The sequence below is a fragment of the Palleronia pontilimi genome (genome assembly GCF_016412875.1).
In the GTDB taxonomy this organism is placed as follows: domain Bacteria; phylum Pseudomonadota; class Alphaproteobacteria; order Rhodobacterales; family Rhodobacteraceae; genus Palleronia; species Palleronia pontilimi.
In genome coordinates, this window is sequence record NZ_JAEKPD010000007.1 from 94,491 (window position 1) to 109,729 (window position 15,239).

Below are 15,239 nucleotides of genomic sequence, written 5' to 3' on the forward strand. Positions count from 1 at the left end.
GGATCCTCCTGTCAGGGATCAATGCCCGTCTCCGCCGCGCGGTTCCGCTTGCCAAGTCCCGATCCGCCCCGCAGGGTGGGCGCATGGATGACCCGCTTCTGATGGCCGCGCGCGCCGTGCGCGAGAACGCCCACGCCCCCTATTCCGGCTTCAAGGTCGGCGCGGCCCTGCGCTCGGTCACGGGCAACCGGCACGTGGGCTGCAACGTGGAAAACGTGGCCTATCCCGAAGGCACCTGCGCCGAGGCCGGCGCCATCGCCGCCATGATCGCGGCGGGCGACACCCGCATCGCCGAAATCGCGGTGATCGCCGACAGCCCCGAGCCGGTGACGCCCTGCGGCGGCTGCCGCCAGAAGATCGCCGAATTCGCCGATGGCGACGTGCCGGTCACCATGGCCACCACGTCGGGCAAGATCCTGCGCGCCACGGTGTCCGAGCTTCTGCCGGGCGCCTTCGATACCGGGCACATGGACCGCGCGTGAGCGTCCGCGACTGCCTGAGCACCCTGCGCCGCGGGGATGTCCCCACACCAGACGCGCTGGCGGCCTTCGCGGCAGGCCTGTCGGACGGCACCGTCTCGGACGCCCAGGCGGGCGCCTTCGCCATGGCCGTCTGCATGGGGCCTGGCCTGGGTGACGCGGGGCGGGTCGCGCTGACCGCCGCCATGGCCGATAGCGGGCACCGGCTGGACTGGGATCTGCCCGGACCGGTCATCGACAAGCATTCCACCGGCGGGGTGGGCGACGCGGTGTCGCTGATCCTAGCCCCCGCGCTGGCGGCGCTGGGCTGCCACGTGCCGATGATCTCGGGAAGGGGGCTCGGCCATACCGGCGGCACGCTCGACAAGCTCGAAGCGATCCCGGGCCTGCGGGTGGACCTGTCCGAAGACGCCTTCCGCGCGCTTGTGGCCGACACCGGCTGCGCCATCGTCGCGGCCAGCGCCGACATCGCGCCCGCCGACAAGCGGCTTTACGCGGTGCGCGACGTGACGGCGACGGTGGACCAGGTGGACCTGATCACCGCGTCGATCCTGTCGAAGAAGCTGGCCGCCGGGCTCGACGCGCTGGTGCTGGACGTGAAATGCGGCTCGGGCGCGTTCATGCACGACCCCGCCCACGCGCGCGACCTGGCGCGCACCCTGGTCGACACGGCGACGGGCGCGAGCCTGCCCTGCCGTGCGCTCATCACCGCCATGGACCAGCCGCTCGCCTCCGCCATGGGCAACGCGCTGGAAGTCGCGGCGGTGATGGCGGTGCTGACAGGCGCCGCGCGCGACACGCCGCTGGTGCGGCTCAGCTGCGCGCTGGGCGGCGCGGTGCTGCACATGGCCGGGCGGGCCGACAGCCCCGGGGACGGCGCGGCGCTGGTGTCGGACGCCATCGCCGACGGCCGCGCGCTGGCACGGTTCGGCGCCATGATCGCGGGGCAGGGTGGCCCGACCGAATTCACCGATGCCTGGGCCGACCTGCTGCCGCGCGCGCCGGTGACATTGGACCTGCCCGCGCCGCGCCACGGCTATCTCGCCACCATGGACGGCACCGCCATGGGCAACGCGGTGGTCGCGCTCGGCGGTGGCCGCGCGCGCGACGGCGACACCATCGACCCCGCGGTGGGCCTCGACCGGATCGCGCCGCTGGGCACGCGGCTCGCGCCGGGCGACCCGATCTGCCGGATCCACGCCCGCACCGAACCCGACGCCGCCCGCGCCGCCGACGCCCTGCGCGCGGCCATCACCCTCTCGGACGCACCGCCGGACCCCGCCCCCCTGATCGCGGAGCGCATCGCATGACACCCCGCCCGACCCCCTGCTTCATCTTTCCAGAAATACCTGAACCCGCGGCCGGCCCCACACGGAACCGCCGGGGATGAGCGCCCGGGCCTTCCTGATCGTGCTGGATTCCGTCGGCATCGGCGGCGCCCCCGATGCCGCCGCCTTCGGCGACGACGGCGCCAACACCGTGGGCCACATCGCGGAAGCCCTCGCAGACACCGATGCCCCCCTGCGCCTGCCAAATCTCGACGCGCTGGGGCTGGGGGCGGCGGTCACGCTGGCCTCGGGCCTGAAGCCGCCCGGCCTCGACGCCACGCCCACCGGCCTCTGGGGTGCGGCCACCGAAGTGTCGCGCGGCAAGGATACGCCGTCGGGGCACTGGGAACTGGCGGGCCTGCCGGTGCCCTGGGACTGGACGTATTTCCCCGACACCGACCCGGCCTTCCCGCCCGACCTGGTGACCCGGGTCTGCGAGCTGGCAGGCACCGACGGCATCCTCGGCAACCGCCACGCCTCGGGCACCAACATCATCGAAGAAGACGGCCCCGAGCACATGCGGACCGGCTGGCCGATCTGCTACACCTCCACCGACAGCGTGTTCCAGATCGCCGCCCACGAAGACGTCTTCGGCCTCGACCGCCTGCTGAAGCTCTGCGCCGACCTGGCGCCCGACCTGCACGCCCAGCGGGTCGGCCGCGTCATCGCGCGGCCCTTCCGGGGCGATGCCGAAACCGGCTTCACCCGCACCTCGAACCGCAAGGATTTCGCCATCGCGCCGCCCGCGCCGACCCTGTGCGACTGGGCCCAGGCGGACGGGCGCCAGGTGCATGGGGTGGGCAAGATCGGCGACATCTTCTCGATGCAGGGGATCGACACGGCCTGCAAGGGCACCGATGCCGAGCTGCTGGACCATCTGCGCGCCCACCTGGACGAAGCCGCGCCCGGCAGCTTCACCTTCGCCAATTTCGTCGAGTTCGACAGCCTCTACGGCCACCGCCGCGACGCGCCGGGCTACGCGCGCCACCTGGAATGGTTCGACGCCGCGCTGCCCGACCTGGTCGCGCGGCTGAAGGATGGCGACATCCTGGTCGTCACCGCCGACCACGGCAACGACCCCACCTGGCGCGGCACCGACCACACCCGCGAACGGGTGCCGGTGCTTGTGGCGGGCGCGGGCACGGGCCGGATCGGCCACTGCGCCTTCGTCGACGTGGCCACCAGCATCGCGACCCATCTGGGCCTGCCCGAGGCCGGACAGGGAAGGAGCTTCCTGTGATCCCGAAACTCGAGCTTCACCTGCATCTCGAAGGCGCGGCCCCGCCCGACCTGATCCGCGCGCTCGCCCGCGAAAAGCACGTGGACCTGTCGGGCATCTTCGACGATCGCGGCCACTACGCCTATGACAGCTTCGCCGCCTTCCTGCGCGTCTACGAGGCCGCGTGCACCGTCCTGCAGACCCCCGACGACTTCGCGCGCCTGACCCGCACCGTGCTCGAGCGATCCGCGGCCCAGGGCGTCATTTACACCGAAGCGTTCCTCTCCCCCGATTTCTGCGGCCAGCGCGACGTCTCGGCATGGCGCGAATACCTGCACGCGATCCGCGAAGCCGCCCAATCCGCGCCGGACATCCAGATGCGCGGCATCGTCACCTGCATCCGTCATTTCGGCCCCGACGCGGCGCGCGAAACCGCGCTCTGCGCGGCCGAGACGGCGGGCGACTTCCTGACCGGCTTCGGCATCGCGGGCGACGAAAGCGCGGGCCACCCGCGCGACTTTGCCTACGGCTTCGACATGGCGCGCGAAGCGGGGCTGTCGCTGACCGCCCATGCGGGCGAATGGGGCGGCGCGCAATCGGTGCGCGATGCGCTGGACCATCTGCGCGTCGCCCGGATCGGCCACGGCGTCCACGCCATCAACGACCCCGCGCTGGTGGACCGGCTGGCCGAGGACGGCATCACGCTGGAAGTCTGTCCCGGCTCGAACGTCACGCTCGGCGTCTATCCCGACTGGCGGTCCCATCCCATCGACAAACTGCGCGCGGCGGGGGTGCCGGTCACGGTCTCGACCGACGATCCGCCCTTCTTCCACACGACCATGACCCACGAATACCAGCGCCTGTCCGACACGTTCGGCTGGGACGACGAGATCTTCACCGACATCGCCCGCACCGCCGCCAACGCCGCCTTTTGCGACGATGCCACGCGCGCGGCCCTTCTCAAGCGGATCGGGGCGGGCTAGACGCCCCCTGCTTCATCTTTCCACAAATACCTGAACACCACGCCCGCCCCAAGGACCAGACCATGCCCCAGCACCTGACGGTCGTCACCCACCCGCTGATCCAGCACAAGCTGACCCTGATGCGCGACAAGGACACGTCGACCGCCGTGTTCCGCCAGCTTCTGCGCGAGATCAGCCAGCTTCTGGCCTACGAGATCACGCGCGACCTGCCCATGACCACCGTGCGGATCGAAACGCCCTTGCAACCCATGGACGCGCCGACGCTGGCGGGCCGCAAGCTGGCGCTGATCTCGATCCTGCGCGCGGGCAACGGCCTTCTGGACGGGATGCTGGAACTCATCCCCTCGGCCCGGGTCGGCTTCGTCGGCCTTTACCGGGACGAAAAGACCCTCGAGCCCGTGGAATACTACTTCAAGGTCCCCGACCTGCTGGACGAGCGCGTGGTCATCGCGGTCGACCCCATGTTGGCCACCGGCAACAGCTCGGCGGCGGCGGTGACCCGTCTGAAACAGGCGGGCGCCACCGACATCCGCTTCCTGTGCCTGCTGGCCGCGCCCGAAGGCGTCGCCCGCATGAAGGACGCGCATCCGGACGTGCCCATCGTCACCGCCGCTTTGGACGAGCGGCTGAACGAAAAGGGCTACATCGTGCCGGGCCTGGGCGATGCGGGCGACCGGATGTTCGGCACCAAGTAGCGCCCGAATCGCCTTTACCCGCGGTGCCCCCTCGGTCAGGGTGGGGCCATCTTTGTGTGGGGGCACAACATGATGTCGAGAACTGCCAGTCTCGCCGCGATCCTGTGTGTGATCGGGGCCGTCGCGGGCGCGCAGAACCTGCGCAACGACCTGGTCGATATCGGACCGCCGGCCGAGTTTCCGCCGGACAGCTACACCGCCCGGCAATATGTCGACAGCCGCGGCTGCGTCTACGTGCGCGCGGGCGCCATAGGCGAGCCCAGCTGGGTGCCGCGCGTCACCAGCAGCCGCAAGGTGCTGTGCGGCTTCCGTCCCACCCAGATCGCCCGCGAGGCACCTCCGGTGATCGCCGATCCGGTCCCCGTCGCGCCGCGCACCCTCGATGCGCCGCCGCCGCGAAGAATTGCCGACGCCCCGGCTGCCGCGCCCGCGCAAGCCGCGCCGCGCGTCATCGCCACGCCGACCCCGCGGCGCAAGGCCCCGGCGGCGCCGACGCCCGCGCCCTACAACGCCGCCCCCGTGCCCGTGTCGCCGCCGACGACCGCCGCAAGGCTGGAGCCGGGCGAGCGCATCGCCATCCGCCGCGCGACCGGCATCACAACACCGCCGGGCTATCGCAGCGCGTGGGACGATGACCGGCTGAACCCCAACCGCGGCAAGCAGACCCTGCGCGGCGCGTTGCAGACCGCGCTGGTCTGGACCCAGACCGTGCCGCGCCGACTGAAGACCGCGGAGGGGCGGGACGTGACCCATACATATCACTACCTGGTCTATCCCTACACCGATTACGACAAGCAGCTGTCCGACCTGCGCGGCGGCAAGTTCATCACCGTGAAGACCCAGGCGGGTCTTCAGATCGTGTCGCGCGCGGCGCTGCGCCAGACAGCCGACGGCAGGACCGTCCTGTCCACGAAATCCGCGCCCGCGCCGACGGCGGCTGCACCGCGGCAGGCGCAAGCCGCGACGGGTGCCCGCTACGTCCAGGTCGCCACCTTCGGCAACGACGCCAACGCGAACCGCACCGCCCGGCAGCTGCAGGCGGCGGGTCTTCCGGTGCGCCTGAGCGCCGTCACCAGGAACGGCACCCGCTACACCACCGTTCTGGCCGGTCCGTTCCGGGATGCGGGCGGCGTCACGCGCGGCTTGCGGGCCGCCCGCGCGCAGGGCTTCGGCGACGCTTTCGCGCGCTAACGGGCAGGGGTGAAAGGACGGGCCGATCCGCGATGCGCGGTCGGCCCCGCGTCGCCTCAGCCGGTGGCAGCTTTGTAACTGGCCGACGCCTTCTTCGCCATCGCCATGGCCTTCATCGCGTCCGCGTTCGTGACCAGCTTAGTGGTCTTGCCGCCCGCCATCGCCCCCGACGCGCCCACAGCCAGCGCGCAGGCGGCCATGGCGGTGTCGTCGGGCGCTTCGATCAGCACCATGACGTCGTCTTCGCCCATGCAATAGAAGAATTGGTGCAGCTTGCCGCCCACCGCCTCGATCAGCGGCCGCGCGGCCTTTTCGCGGTCCTGCGACGTGTCGACCAGCGCCTTCAGCGCCTGGGCGGTATAGCGCCCCTGAAACATGTAGAAAGGCATGACAAAAATCTCCCCTTGGGTCCGGTTCTGAAATGAGCGGCCCGCAGGTGGGGAGAGACACGTAGCAGAGCCACAGCGCGAAACATACCATAATCTGGGGGAAAAGTCGCGCGCGTTCCCCCGCGTCCGGCTCAGCGCGTGCAGATTTCCTGCAGCGCGACCCATTGCGCGTCCGACAGCACCGGCCGCGCCATGTTCGGATCCACCGGATCGCTTTCGATCAACGACACGGTGGCCTCGCCGGTGACGTCGACGGCATAGGCGTAGGGCGCGACCGGGATCTGCGCGGCCCCCATGCGGCGCAGGAACGCCGCCTCGGGCAGGGGATCCTGCGGTTCCTTCAGCAGCGTCTCGGCATAGGCGCGCAGCGTGTCGTCGGGGATTTCGCCCTGGGTCAACAGCTGGAACGCCGCCCACGGGCCCATCTTGGCAAGCAACCGCGCGATCGGGTCGGTGGCCTCGGCGCGGGCCAGTTCGGCGATGATGAAGCCCGCGACGGGCGCGGCGTCGTCGTAATCCTCGATCAGCGCGCGGTTCACCAAGACCAGGTTGCCCGGCAGGTGCTCGGCCGCTTCGGGTCCGCCCGGCAGCACCACGATCTGACCCGCGCCGGGACCCAGCACGCGCTGCGACAGCGCCGACAGCGCCGCCCGGGCCGAGCGGTTGTCGCACCGCTCGCCCGACACGCGGATGATCTGGCGCAGCAGGCGCAGCCCGGTATCGGCGCGCACGGCGGGCGGGGCCACGGCGGTGGCGTGGCGGACCAGCGCGTCGGGCAGCCACAGCACCGAGCCCGCGACAAGCCCGCCCAGCACCACCGTAAGCACGCCCGTGCGCAGCCAGCCGCGGCGGGGGCGGCGCCGCTCGATGGCGCGGTGCACGGTGTCGATGGCGTCGATCATCTGCGCGTCGTCCAGCTCCAGCGTCTCGGTCGCGTCGATACCGGGCGCGAAGATCGCGGGCATCTGGCCGGGGTTCATCCGCTCGATCGCGGGCAGCGACCAGTGGGCCAGCGGCCGCTCGGCGGAATCGCTGATCGCCAGCGTCGCGTCGCCCAGCGACACCAGCACGTCGCGGCGCTGGGCGTCGGGCGTGGCGCGCCACAGACCCGACGCCTCGAGCCGCTCGTATTCCTTCAGGGCGGTCATGCGTGGCCTTTCACAGGGTCTTGGCCACGTCGCGCAGCTCGTATTTCTGGATCTTCCCGGTCGAGGTCTTGGGCAGCTCCTGGAACACCACCTTCTTCGGCGTCTTGAATCCCGCCAGACGCTCGCGGACGTAGCCGATCAGGTCGGCCTCGTCCCCCGTCGCACCCTTCTTCAGCTCGACGAAGGCGCAGGGCACCTCGCCCCACTTGTCGTCGGGCTTGGCCACCACGGCGCAGAGCGACACGGCGGGGTGGCCCATCAGGCAGCCCTCGACCTCGACCGAGCTGATGTTCTCGCCGCCCGAGATGATGATGTCCTTGGCGCGGTCGGCGATCTGGATATAGCCGTCGGGGTGCTGCACGGCGATGTCGCCCGAATGGAACCAGCCGCCCGCGAAGGCCTCGGCGGTGGCGTCTGGATCGCGGTAATAGCCCTTCATCACGCAATTGCCGCGAATGGCGATCTCGCCCTGGGTCTTGCCGTCCAGCGGGACTTGCGAGTCCTGGTCGTCCAGCACCGCGATCGGCTCCATCATGGGCATCGCCACCCCCTGCCGCGCCTTCCGGGCCGCGATCTCGTCGCTGGGCGCGTCGTCCCAGGCGCTGTCCCACAAACATTCTGTTACGTGGCCGTAGGTTTCGGTCAGGCCATAGACATGGGTGACGTTGAAGCCGATCTTCTCCATCCCCGCCAGGGTGGCCGGGGCCGGGGGCGCGCCCGCGGTGAAGACCTCGACCGTGTGGTCGAACTCGCGCCGTTCTTCGTCGGGCGCATTGACCAGGCTGTTCAGCACGATGGGCGCGCCGCCGAAATGGGTCACGCGCTCGTCGGCGATGGCGTTGTAGATCGCGGCGGCCGAGATATCGCGGCAGCATATGGTGCAGCCGCCCAGCACCGGCATCATCCAGGTGTGGTTCCAGCCGTTGCAATGGAACAGCGGCACGATCGTCAGGTGGCGCGGATAGAGCACCATCCGCCACGAGATCACCGTGCCCATGGTCATGAGGTAAGCGCCCCGGTGGTGATAAACGACGCCCTTGGGCCGCCCGGTGGTGCCCGACGTGTAGTTCAGCGCCAGGCTTTCCCATTCGTCCTGGGGCATGACCCACTGGAAATCGGGGCTGCCCTTGGCCAGCAGGTCGTCCCAGGTCGGGTGGCGCCCGCTGGCCGGAAAGCCCGCGGCGGGGTCCGGCACTTCGACGATCATGGGGGCCTTGTCGTCGATGCGGCCCACCGCGTCTTCGCACATCTGAAGGAACTGGCTGTCCACAAGCACGATCCGCGCGCCGCCATGGGACAGGATATAGGACACGGTATCGGCATCCAGCCGGGTGTTGATCGTGTTCAGCACCGCGCCGCAGGCGGGCACGCCGAAATGCGCGATTGCCTGCGCCGCCACGTTGGGCAGGATCGTCGCGACCACGTCGCCCGACGCGACGCCTTCGGCCACCAGCCCGCCCGCCAGCCGCGACGCGGCGGCGTGGTAGTCGGCATAGCTCAGCCGGATATCGCGATCGACCAGCGCTTCGCGCCGGGGAAAGACCTGCGCCGCGCGCGCCAGGTGCGACAGGGGTGTCAGGGCCACGTGATTGGCCGCGCGGCTCTCCAATCCGGTTTCGTCCTGCATCCAGCCCATGGCGTGCCCCCCTTACCTTACCTTAGACTGAGTATTGCGGCAGCCACGCCCGTTGCAAAGCCCGGAAAGCGCGCGTCCATGATCATCTCGCCCCAGCGCGGCTATATCTTCGTGCATATCCCCAAGACGGGGGGCACGGCCCTCAGCCTGGCGCTGGAAGACCGCGCTATGAAGGACGACATCCTGATCGGCGACACCCCCAAGGCGGTGAAGCGGCGCGGGCGCCTGAAGGGCCTGGAGGCGCGGGGCCGTCTTTGGAAGCATTCGCGGTTATCGGACATCGAAGGCGTCCTGCCCCCCGACCGCATCGCCGAAATGTTCGTCTTCACCCTCGTGCGCAATCCGTGGGACCGCATGGTCAGCTATTACCACTGGCTGCGGGCGCAATCCTTCGAGCATCCCGCCGTCGCCCTGTCGCGCGAGCTGGATTTCGCGGGCTTCGTCGCCCATCCGCTGACGGCGCAAAGCTTCGCCAATGACACCGCGCGCCACTACGTCACCTTGAGCGACGGGCGCGAGGTCGATGCCCTATTCCTGCGGCTCGAGCGGTTGGAGCATGACATCGAAAAGGTCGAAACGCGGCTGGATCTCAGCCTCGGGCGAATCGCGCGGGTTAACGCGTCGCTCCGATCGCGCAACTATCGCGACTACTACGACGCGGAAACCGCCCGGATCGTGGGCGAAATCTGCGCGGAAGACGTGGAACGCTTCGGCTACGCCTTTTGATTGTTCGCAGGCCGGGAACAATACCGACAATTGAAGCTGTCAAGAAACCGGTAACCTCTTTCGCCGTATTCCTGCCCCAATCGGGGCAAAATGCTGCGGCAATCAAGGCTCAAGCAAGATGCGAGCCCGGCCAGCACCGGGTCGTCCGACAGACAGGAGCCGACGATGCACATGTCCGCAAACAGCTTTTCGCCCCAGTCCGAGGTTCCGCACGCACGCGCTGCGACGACCGGTATCGTGTCGGGCACCCGCGTCGCCACCACCGTCGGCTGGCGCGCGGTCGAGGACGTGAAACCGGGCGAGAAGGTGCTGACCTTCGATGGCGGCCTGCAAGAGGTCATCCGCGTCGAGCGGCGGCGCCTGTGGCCCAGCGCCAAGGGCTGCCCGCGCGACGTGTGGCCGCTGACCGTGCCCGTCGGCGCGCTCGGCAACCATTCCGAGATGCAGCTGCTGCCCGACCAGCCCGTCATGCTGGAATCCGACGCGGCCGAGGATATCTTCGGCGATCCCTTCACGCTGATGGCCGCCCAGGCCCTGGAAGGCCTGCGCGGCATCGCCCGGGCGATCCCCGAAACCCAGATCAGCGTCGTGACCCTGTATTTCGCCACCGAGCAGCTGGTTTTCGCCAATATCGGTGCGCTGTTTCTCTGCCCGCAGGACGTGTCCGCGCGCAACGACGCACCCGATCCCGAAAGCATGGTCTATTCGATGCTGCCGCTGGACCGGGCCGCAAGCCTGACCCGCATCATCGCCCGCGAGGAATCGCAAGCCGCGCAGGCGGCATCGGCCGAGGTCTGATTCACACCCGACCGGCTACGGACATTAAAAAAAGGGCGCGGATCTCACCGCGCCCTTTGTCCTTCTTCTGACCGATCAGCTCACGCGGCCTTCATCGCCGCCCCATCGCCGAACCGGTCGTAGAAGCTGCCGCCGTCCCGCGCCAGGTCGCGCAGCAGCTCGGGCGTCTCGAAGCGCGCGCCTTCCTCGGCGGTCAGCGTCTCGCAGATCTCGACGGCCTTCGACGCGCCGATGATGTCCAGCCAGCCGAACGGGCCGCCCGACCACGGCGCGAAGCCCCAGCCCAGGATCGCGCCCACGTCGCCCTCGCGGATGTCTTCCAGCACACCGTCCTGGAACGCCCGCACCGCTTCCAGCACGCCCGCCATCATCAGGCGATGCTGCACGCGGGTCAGGTCCGGCTGGTCGTCCACGACCGGGTATTTCTTCGACAACCCGTCCCACAAGCCCTGCCGCTTGCCGTCGTCGGAATAGGCGTAGAAGCCGGAATTCGACTTGCGCCCCAACCGGCCCTTGTCGGCCATCCAGAACAGCACCTCGTCCACCGCCTCGTCCGGGTAGGCGTCGCCCATGGCGGCCTTCGTGGCCTTGGCAATCTTCACGCCCAGGTCAATCGAGGTCTCGTCCACCAGCTGCAGCGGTCCCAGCGGGAAGCCCAGCATCTTGGCCGCGTTCTCGATCAGCGCGGGCTCGACGCCTTCCTTCACCATCCGCACCCCTTCGTTGATGTAGGGGATGATGCAGCGGTTGGCGTAGAAGAACCGCGCGTCGTTGACCACGATGGGCGTCTTGCGGATCTGGCGCACGTAGTCCAGCGCCTTGGCCACCGCGATATCGCCGGTCTGCTTGCCCTTGATGATCTCGACCAGCAGCATCTTGTCGACGGGGCTGAAGAAGTGGATGCCGATGAATTGCTCGGGGCGCTGGGACGCTTTCGCCAGCTCCGAAATCGGCAGGGTCGAGGTGTTGGTGGCGAAGATGCAGTCCGGTCCGACCACGGCTTCGACGTTTTTCGTGACCTCGGCCTTGATCTTCGGGTCCTCGAACACCGCCTCCACGATCAGGTCGCAGCCCTTGAGAGCGTCGTAATCGGTGGTCGCCGTGATGCGGCCCAGCACCTCGGCCTTCTTCTCTTCCGTGACCTTCTTGCGCTGGATGCCCTTGTCCAGGATCCCCTCGGAATACGCCTTGCCCTTGTCGGCATTGGCCTGTTCCTGGTCGATCAGAACGACCTCGATCCCGGCCTGCGCGCTGACATAGGCAATGCCCGCACCCATCATGCCGGCGCCCATGATGCCGACCTTCTTGACGGTCTGGTCGGGCGCCTCGGGGCGGTTGGCACCCTTTTCCAGCGCTTCCTTGTTGATGAAGAGCGACCGGATCATCGCCTCGCTGCTGGGGTTCATCAAAACGCTCGTAAACCAGCGCGCCTCGATCTTGATGGCGGTGTCGAAGGGCACCAGCGCGCCTTCATAGACCGCCGACAGCAGCGCCTTGGCCGCCGGATAGACCCCTTGGGTCTTGCCGTGCACCATGGCCGACGCGCCCACGAAGGTCATGAATCCCTGCGCCGAATAGGGCGCGCCGCCGGGGAACTTGTAGCCCTTCTGGTCCCACGGCTTGACGATATCCGCGTCGGTTGCGTTCAGCACCCACTCCTTCGCGGCGGAAACGGGGTCGTCCACCACCTCGTGCACCAGACCTGCCATCTTGGCCTTCTTGGGGTCGTTCAGCTTGCCTTCCAGCAGGATCGGGCTGGCCTGCATCGCGCCCAGCAGGCGGCTGACGCGGGTGGTGCCGCCCATGCCGGGGAAGATGCCGACCATGATCTCGGGCAGGCCGATCTTGGCCTTGGGATTGTCGGCGGCGAAGATGCGGTGGCAGGCCAGCGGGATTTCCAGCCCGATCCCCAGCGCCGTGCCGGGCAGGGCGGCGGCGATGGGCTTGCCGCCTTTGTTGGTCTTCGGGTCCATCCCCGCGCGCTCGATCTTGCGCAGGATGCCGTGGCAGCGCATGAGCCCTTCGAACAGGCCCTTGGCCGGATCGTCGCCCGCGCTTTTCTTCATCTTGGCGATGATGTTCAGGTCCATCCCGCCGGCGAAATCCTTCTTGCCGGACGTGATGACGATGCCCTTCACGTGGCCGTCTTCCAGCGCGTCGGTGACGCAGGCGTCCAGCTCGTCCCAGCCTTCCAGGCTGAGCACGTTCATGGATTTTCCGGGCACGTCCCAGGTGATGATGGCAACGCCGTCGTCGCCCTTCTTCATGGTGAAATCGGTCATGGGATCGGCTCCTTACACGCGCTCGATGATGGTGGCCGCGCCCATGCCGGACGCGATGCAAAGGGTGGCAAGACCCACTTCCTTGTCCGAGCGCTCGAGCTCGTCCAAGAGGGTGCCGATGATGATCGCCCCCGTGGCGCCCAGCGGGTGGCCCATGGCGATGGATCCGCCGTTCACGTTGACCTTGTCGTGGTCCACGTCGAAGGCTTGCATGAAGCGCAGCACCACGGATGCGAACGCCTCGTTCACCTCGAAAAGATCAATATCACCGATATCCATGCCGTGATCGGCCAGGATCTTGTGGGTCACGGGCACGGGGCCGGTCAGCATGATGGTGGGATCGGTGCCGATCTTCGCCGTGGCGCGGATGCGCGCGCGGGGCTTCAGACCGTGGGCCTTGCCGAATTCCGCGTCGCCGATCAGCACGCCCGCGGCGCCGTCCACGATGCCCGAGCTGTTGCCCGCGTGGTGGATGTGGTTGATCCGCTCGAGATGCGGGTACTTCATCAGCGCGATCTTGTCGAAGCCGGGCATGGTCTCGCCCATGTCCTTGAAGGACGGGTTCAGGCTGCCCAGCGCCTGCATGTCGGTGCCGGGGCGCATGTACTCGTCGTGGTCCAGGATGGTCAGACCGTTGCGGTCCTTCACCTCGATGATGGACTTGGCGAAACGGTTGTCCTTCCACGCGGCCTCGGCCCGGTTCTGGGATTCCACCGCCAAAGCGTCCGCGTCGTCGCGGGAGAAGCCGTATTCGGTGGCGATAATATCCGCGGATATACCTTGCGGGACGAAATAGGTCTTCATGGCGATGGACGGGTCCACGGCGATGGCCGCACCGTCCGAGCCCATGGCCACGCGGCCCATCATCTCGACGCCGCCCGCGATATAGCCGACGCCGCCCCGCTGGCCGGTCGCACCGCGCACCTGGTTGGCGGCCATGTTCACGGCCTCCATTCCGCTGGCGCAGAAGCGGTTGATGGCGACGCCGGGGATGCGCTCGTCCAGCTCCGAGGCCAGCACCGCGGTCCGCGCCAGGCAGCCGCCCTGTTCGCCCACCTGCGTGACGTTGCCCCAGATCACGTCCTCGACCGCTTGGCCCTCAAGGCCGTTGCGGGTCTTGACGGCGTTCAGCACCTCGGCCGACAGCCGCGCGCTGGTCACTTCGTGCAGCGCGCCGTCCTTGCGGCCCTTGCCGCGCGGGGTGCGCACGGCGTCGTAGATATAGGCTTCGGTCATCTTCGTCCTCCTCAGGCCGCCGCTGCGCGGGGCATCAAGTCGTAGGGGTGTTTCCAGCCCGGCAGGGACTGGATGTTGTTCAGCCAGCGGTCGATCTCGGGCCAGTCGGCCCGGTCGAAACCGAAGGGTTCCGGGTAATACAGGTAGCCGCAGCAACTCAGATCCGCGATGGTGACGTCCCGTCCGACGAGCCAGTCGCGGCCCTTCAGCTGGGCGTCCAGCACGCCGTAGGCGGCCTTGAGGCGGCCCAGCTGGAAGTCGATCACCGGCTGCGGGCGCTTGGCCTCGGGCAGGAAGTTCATCAGGAAGCGGGTCATGCCGATCTGGGTGGAAAACTTGTGGTTGTCCCAGAACAGCCAGCGCAGGATCTCGGACCGGTCGCCGTCCAGCTTGCCGGTGGTCCGCGCGATGTGGTCCAGCATGGCGCCCGACTGGGTCAGCGTCATGTCGCCGTCCTGCAGCACCGGCACCTCGCCCATGGGATTCACGCGCGCGCGCCAGTCTTCCGTCCGCGTCTCGCCGTTGAAGAAGTCGACGAAGACGGGCTGCCAGTCGAGACCCGCCAGTTCCAGCGCCAGCGCCACCTTGTAGGCGTTGCCGGATTCGCCGAAGCAGTGAAGCTTGATTGTCATCGCCTATCCTCGTGGTTGGGGCAGGACCGGGGGGCTTTGCGCCCCCCGGACCCCCCGCAAGGTATTTTCGGACAGATGAAGAAGCCTTCACCTGTTGTTAAGGTTAACCGCGCTAGGCTACGCGCGCGGTACAGGCTGAGGAGCCGATGGCCGCGACAGGTGAAGCCCCGCTGCGACCGTCCGTGGAAGCGTTCCGCCGCGGCGGGGTGGACCGTCCTGTCTTCATCTGTCCAGAAATACCTCCGCCGGAGGCAATCCCGAAGTCTCGACCCGCGCCGCGCTCATCGTTTCCGCGCATCCAGTTCCGAATTGAACAGCCGCAGCCGTGCCGTCAGGTTCTCGGAATTGGTCACGCTGTCGAAATGCTCGAACAGGAAGCTCAGCGCCTCGCCCTCGTCCAGACCCGCCTCGGCCGCGAACCGTTTCAGGCGGCGGTAGCCGTCTTCGGTCATCGACACGGGGAAGCGGCGGGTCAGACGAAAGCGTTTGGGCATCGG

General features: G+C 68.5%; 15 protein-coding genes. 8 read left to right on the plus strand and 7 right to left on the minus strand.

Going from position 1 to position 15,239, the window contains the following annotated elements:
• The first annotated feature begins 83 nt into the window (after window positions 1-83).
• The 6 genes from cdd (at window position 84) to ILP92_RS07635 (ending at window position 5,895) form a co-directional block, all read left to right on the plus strand.
• Entirely contained in the window at window positions 84-482 is a 399-nt protein-coding gene (gene cdd / locus ILP92_RS07615) for a cytidine deaminase (RefSeq protein ID WP_198915786.1), read from the plus strand.
• Complete coding sequence (locus ILP92_RS07620) at window positions 479-1,789, plus strand: thymidine phosphorylase (protein WP_198915787.1); 1,311 nt, start codon at window positions 479-481, stop codon at window positions 1,787-1,789. The genes cdd and ILP92_RS07620 overlap by 4 nt, the downstream gene beginning before the upstream one ends.
• 76 nt (window positions 1,790-1,865) lie before the next feature.
• Window positions 1,866-3,047 carry a phosphopentomutase gene (locus tag ILP92_RS18470; RefSeq protein ID WP_235971223.1) on the plus strand — a complete coding sequence of 394 codons (1,182 nt, stop codon included), beginning with the start codon at window positions 1,866-1,868 and terminating at the stop codon, window positions 3,045-3,047.
• Complete coding sequence (locus ILP92_RS07625; RefSeq protein WP_368667855.1) at window positions 3,044-4,009, plus strand: adenosine deaminase; 966 nt, start codon at window positions 3,044-3,046, stop codon at window positions 4,007-4,009. Before ILP92_RS18470 ends, ILP92_RS07625 begins: the two co-directional genes overlap by 4 nt.
• Before the next feature lie 62 nt (window positions 4,010-4,071).
• Window positions 4,072-4,704, plus strand: a complete 633-nt coding sequence (gene upp, locus ILP92_RS07630; RefSeq protein ID WP_198915789.1) for a uracil phosphoribosyltransferase — start codon at window positions 4,072-4,074, stop codon at window positions 4,702-4,704.
• A 69-nt stretch (window positions 4,705-4,773) separates the two neighbouring features.
• Window positions 4,774-5,895, plus strand: a complete 1,122-nt coding sequence (locus tag ILP92_RS07635) for an SPOR domain-containing protein (protein WP_198915790.1) — start codon at window positions 4,774-4,776, stop codon at window positions 5,893-5,895.
• Between the two features lie 56 nt (window positions 5,896-5,951).
• Here ILP92_RS07635 and ILP92_RS07640 read toward each other — a convergent pair whose 3' ends face one another.
• From ILP92_RS07640 to ILP92_RS07650, 3 genes are all read right to left on the minus strand, one after another.
• The gene (locus ILP92_RS07640; protein ID WP_198915791.1) at window positions 5,952-6,284 is read right to left on the minus strand and encodes a GYD domain-containing protein; all 333 of its coding nucleotides are present in this window, start codon (window positions 6,282-6,284) and stop codon (window positions 5,952-5,954) included.
• A 131-nt stretch (window positions 6,285-6,415) separates the two neighbouring features.
• Window positions 6,416-7,432, minus strand: coding sequence for a hypothetical protein (locus ILP92_RS07645; RefSeq protein ID WP_198915792.1), 1,017 nt, complete (start codon window positions 7,430-7,432; stop codon window positions 6,416-6,418).
• A gap of 10 nt (window positions 7,433-7,442) precedes the next feature.
• Window positions 7,443-9,068, minus strand: a complete 1,626-nt coding sequence (locus tag ILP92_RS07650) for an AMP-binding protein (protein ID WP_198915793.1) — start codon at window positions 9,066-9,068, stop codon at window positions 7,443-7,445.
• A 78-nt stretch (window positions 9,069-9,146) separates the two neighbouring features.
• Between ILP92_RS07650 and ILP92_RS07655 the strand changes: the two genes are divergently transcribed.
• Both ILP92_RS07655 and ILP92_RS07660 read left to right on the plus strand, forming a co-directional pair.
• Window positions 9,147-9,794 (plus strand): sulfotransferase family 2 domain-containing protein, encoded by a 648-nt coding sequence (locus ILP92_RS07655; protein WP_198915794.1) that lies wholly within the window; start codon window positions 9,147-9,149, stop codon window positions 9,792-9,794.
• Window positions 9,795-9,959: 165 nt separating this feature from the next.
• The gene (locus tag ILP92_RS07660) at window positions 9,960-10,592 is read left to right on the plus strand and encodes a Hint domain-containing protein (protein WP_198915795.1); all 633 of its coding nucleotides are present in this window, start codon (window positions 9,960-9,962) and stop codon (window positions 10,590-10,592) included.
• A gap of 80 nt (window positions 10,593-10,672) precedes the next feature.
• Here the strand turns inward: ILP92_RS07660 and ILP92_RS07665 are convergent, their stop codons facing one another.
• The 4 genes from ILP92_RS07665 to ILP92_RS07680 form a co-directional block, all read right to left on the minus strand.
• Window positions 10,673-12,874, minus strand: coding sequence for a 3-hydroxyacyl-CoA dehydrogenase NAD-binding domain-containing protein (locus tag ILP92_RS07665; RefSeq protein WP_198915796.1), 2,202 nt, complete (start codon window positions 12,872-12,874; stop codon window positions 10,673-10,675).
• A 12-nt stretch (window positions 12,875-12,886) separates the two neighbouring features.
• Window positions 12,887-14,110, minus strand: coding sequence for an acetyl-CoA C-acetyltransferase (locus ILP92_RS07670; protein ID WP_198915797.1), 1,224 nt, complete (start codon window positions 14,108-14,110; stop codon window positions 12,887-12,889).
• Window positions 14,111-14,121: 11 nt separating this feature from the next.
• Window positions 14,122-14,742, minus strand: coding sequence for a glutathione S-transferase family protein (locus tag ILP92_RS07675; RefSeq protein ID WP_198915798.1), 621 nt, complete (start codon window positions 14,740-14,742; stop codon window positions 14,122-14,124).
• Window positions 14,743-15,023: 281 nt separating this feature from the next.
• Entirely contained in the window at window positions 15,024-15,236 is a 213-nt protein-coding gene (locus ILP92_RS07680) for a hypothetical protein (RefSeq protein WP_198915799.1), read from the minus strand.
• Between the last annotated feature and the right edge of the window lie 3 nt (window positions 15,237-15,239).

What these genes read in the sequence shown, in the direction of transcription:
- ILP92_RS07635 (WP_198915790.1), top strand. Translation starts at nt 4,774, where the DNA reads ATGATGTCGAGAACTGCCAGTCTCGCCGCGATCCTGTGTGTGATCGGG.
- ILP92_RS07660 (WP_198915795.1), top strand. Translation starts at nt 9,960, where the DNA reads ATGCACATGTCCGCAAACAGCTTTTCGCCCCAGTCCGAGGTTCCGCAC.
- ILP92_RS07680 (WP_198915799.1), bottom strand. Translation starts at nt 15,236, where the DNA reads ATGCCCAAACGCTTTCGTCTGACCCGCCGCTTCCCCGTGTCGATGACC.
- ILP92_RS07640 (WP_198915791.1), bottom strand. Translation starts at nt 6,284, where the DNA reads ATGCCTTTCTACATGTTTCAGGGGCGCTATACCGCCCAGGCGCTGAAG.
- ILP92_RS07655 (WP_198915794.1), top strand. Translation starts at nt 9,147, where the DNA reads ATGATCATCTCGCCCCAGCGCGGCTATATCTTCGTGCATATCCCCAAG.
- ILP92_RS07645 (WP_198915792.1), bottom strand. Translation starts at nt 7,432, where the DNA reads ATGACCGCCCTGAAGGAATACGAGCGGCTCGAGGCGTCGGGTCTGTGG.
- ILP92_RS07665 (WP_198915796.1), bottom strand. Translation starts at nt 12,874, where the DNA reads ATGACCGATTTCACCATGAAGAAGGGCGACGACGGCGTTGCCATCATC.
- ILP92_RS18470 (WP_235971223.1), top strand. Translation starts at nt 1,866, where the DNA reads ATGAGCGCCCGGGCCTTCCTGATCGTGCTGGATTCCGTCGGCATCGGC.
- ILP92_RS07675 (WP_198915798.1), bottom strand. Translation starts at nt 14,742, where the DNA reads ATGACAATCAAGCTTCACTGCTTCGGCGAATCCGGCAACGCCTACAAG.
- cdd (WP_198915786.1), top strand. Translation starts at nt 84, where the DNA reads ATGGATGACCCGCTTCTGATGGCCGCGCGCGCCGTGCGCGAGAACGCC.
- ILP92_RS07650 (WP_198915793.1), bottom strand. Translation starts at nt 9,068, where the DNA reads ATGGGCTGGATGCAGGACGAAACCGGATTGGAGAGCCGCGCGGCCAAT.
- upp (WP_198915789.1), top strand. Translation starts at nt 4,072, where the DNA reads ATGCCCCAGCACCTGACGGTCGTCACCCACCCGCTGATCCAGCACAAG.
- ILP92_RS07670 (WP_198915797.1), bottom strand. Translation starts at nt 14,110, where the DNA reads ATGACCGAAGCCTATATCTACGACGCCGTGCGCACCCCGCGCGGCAAG.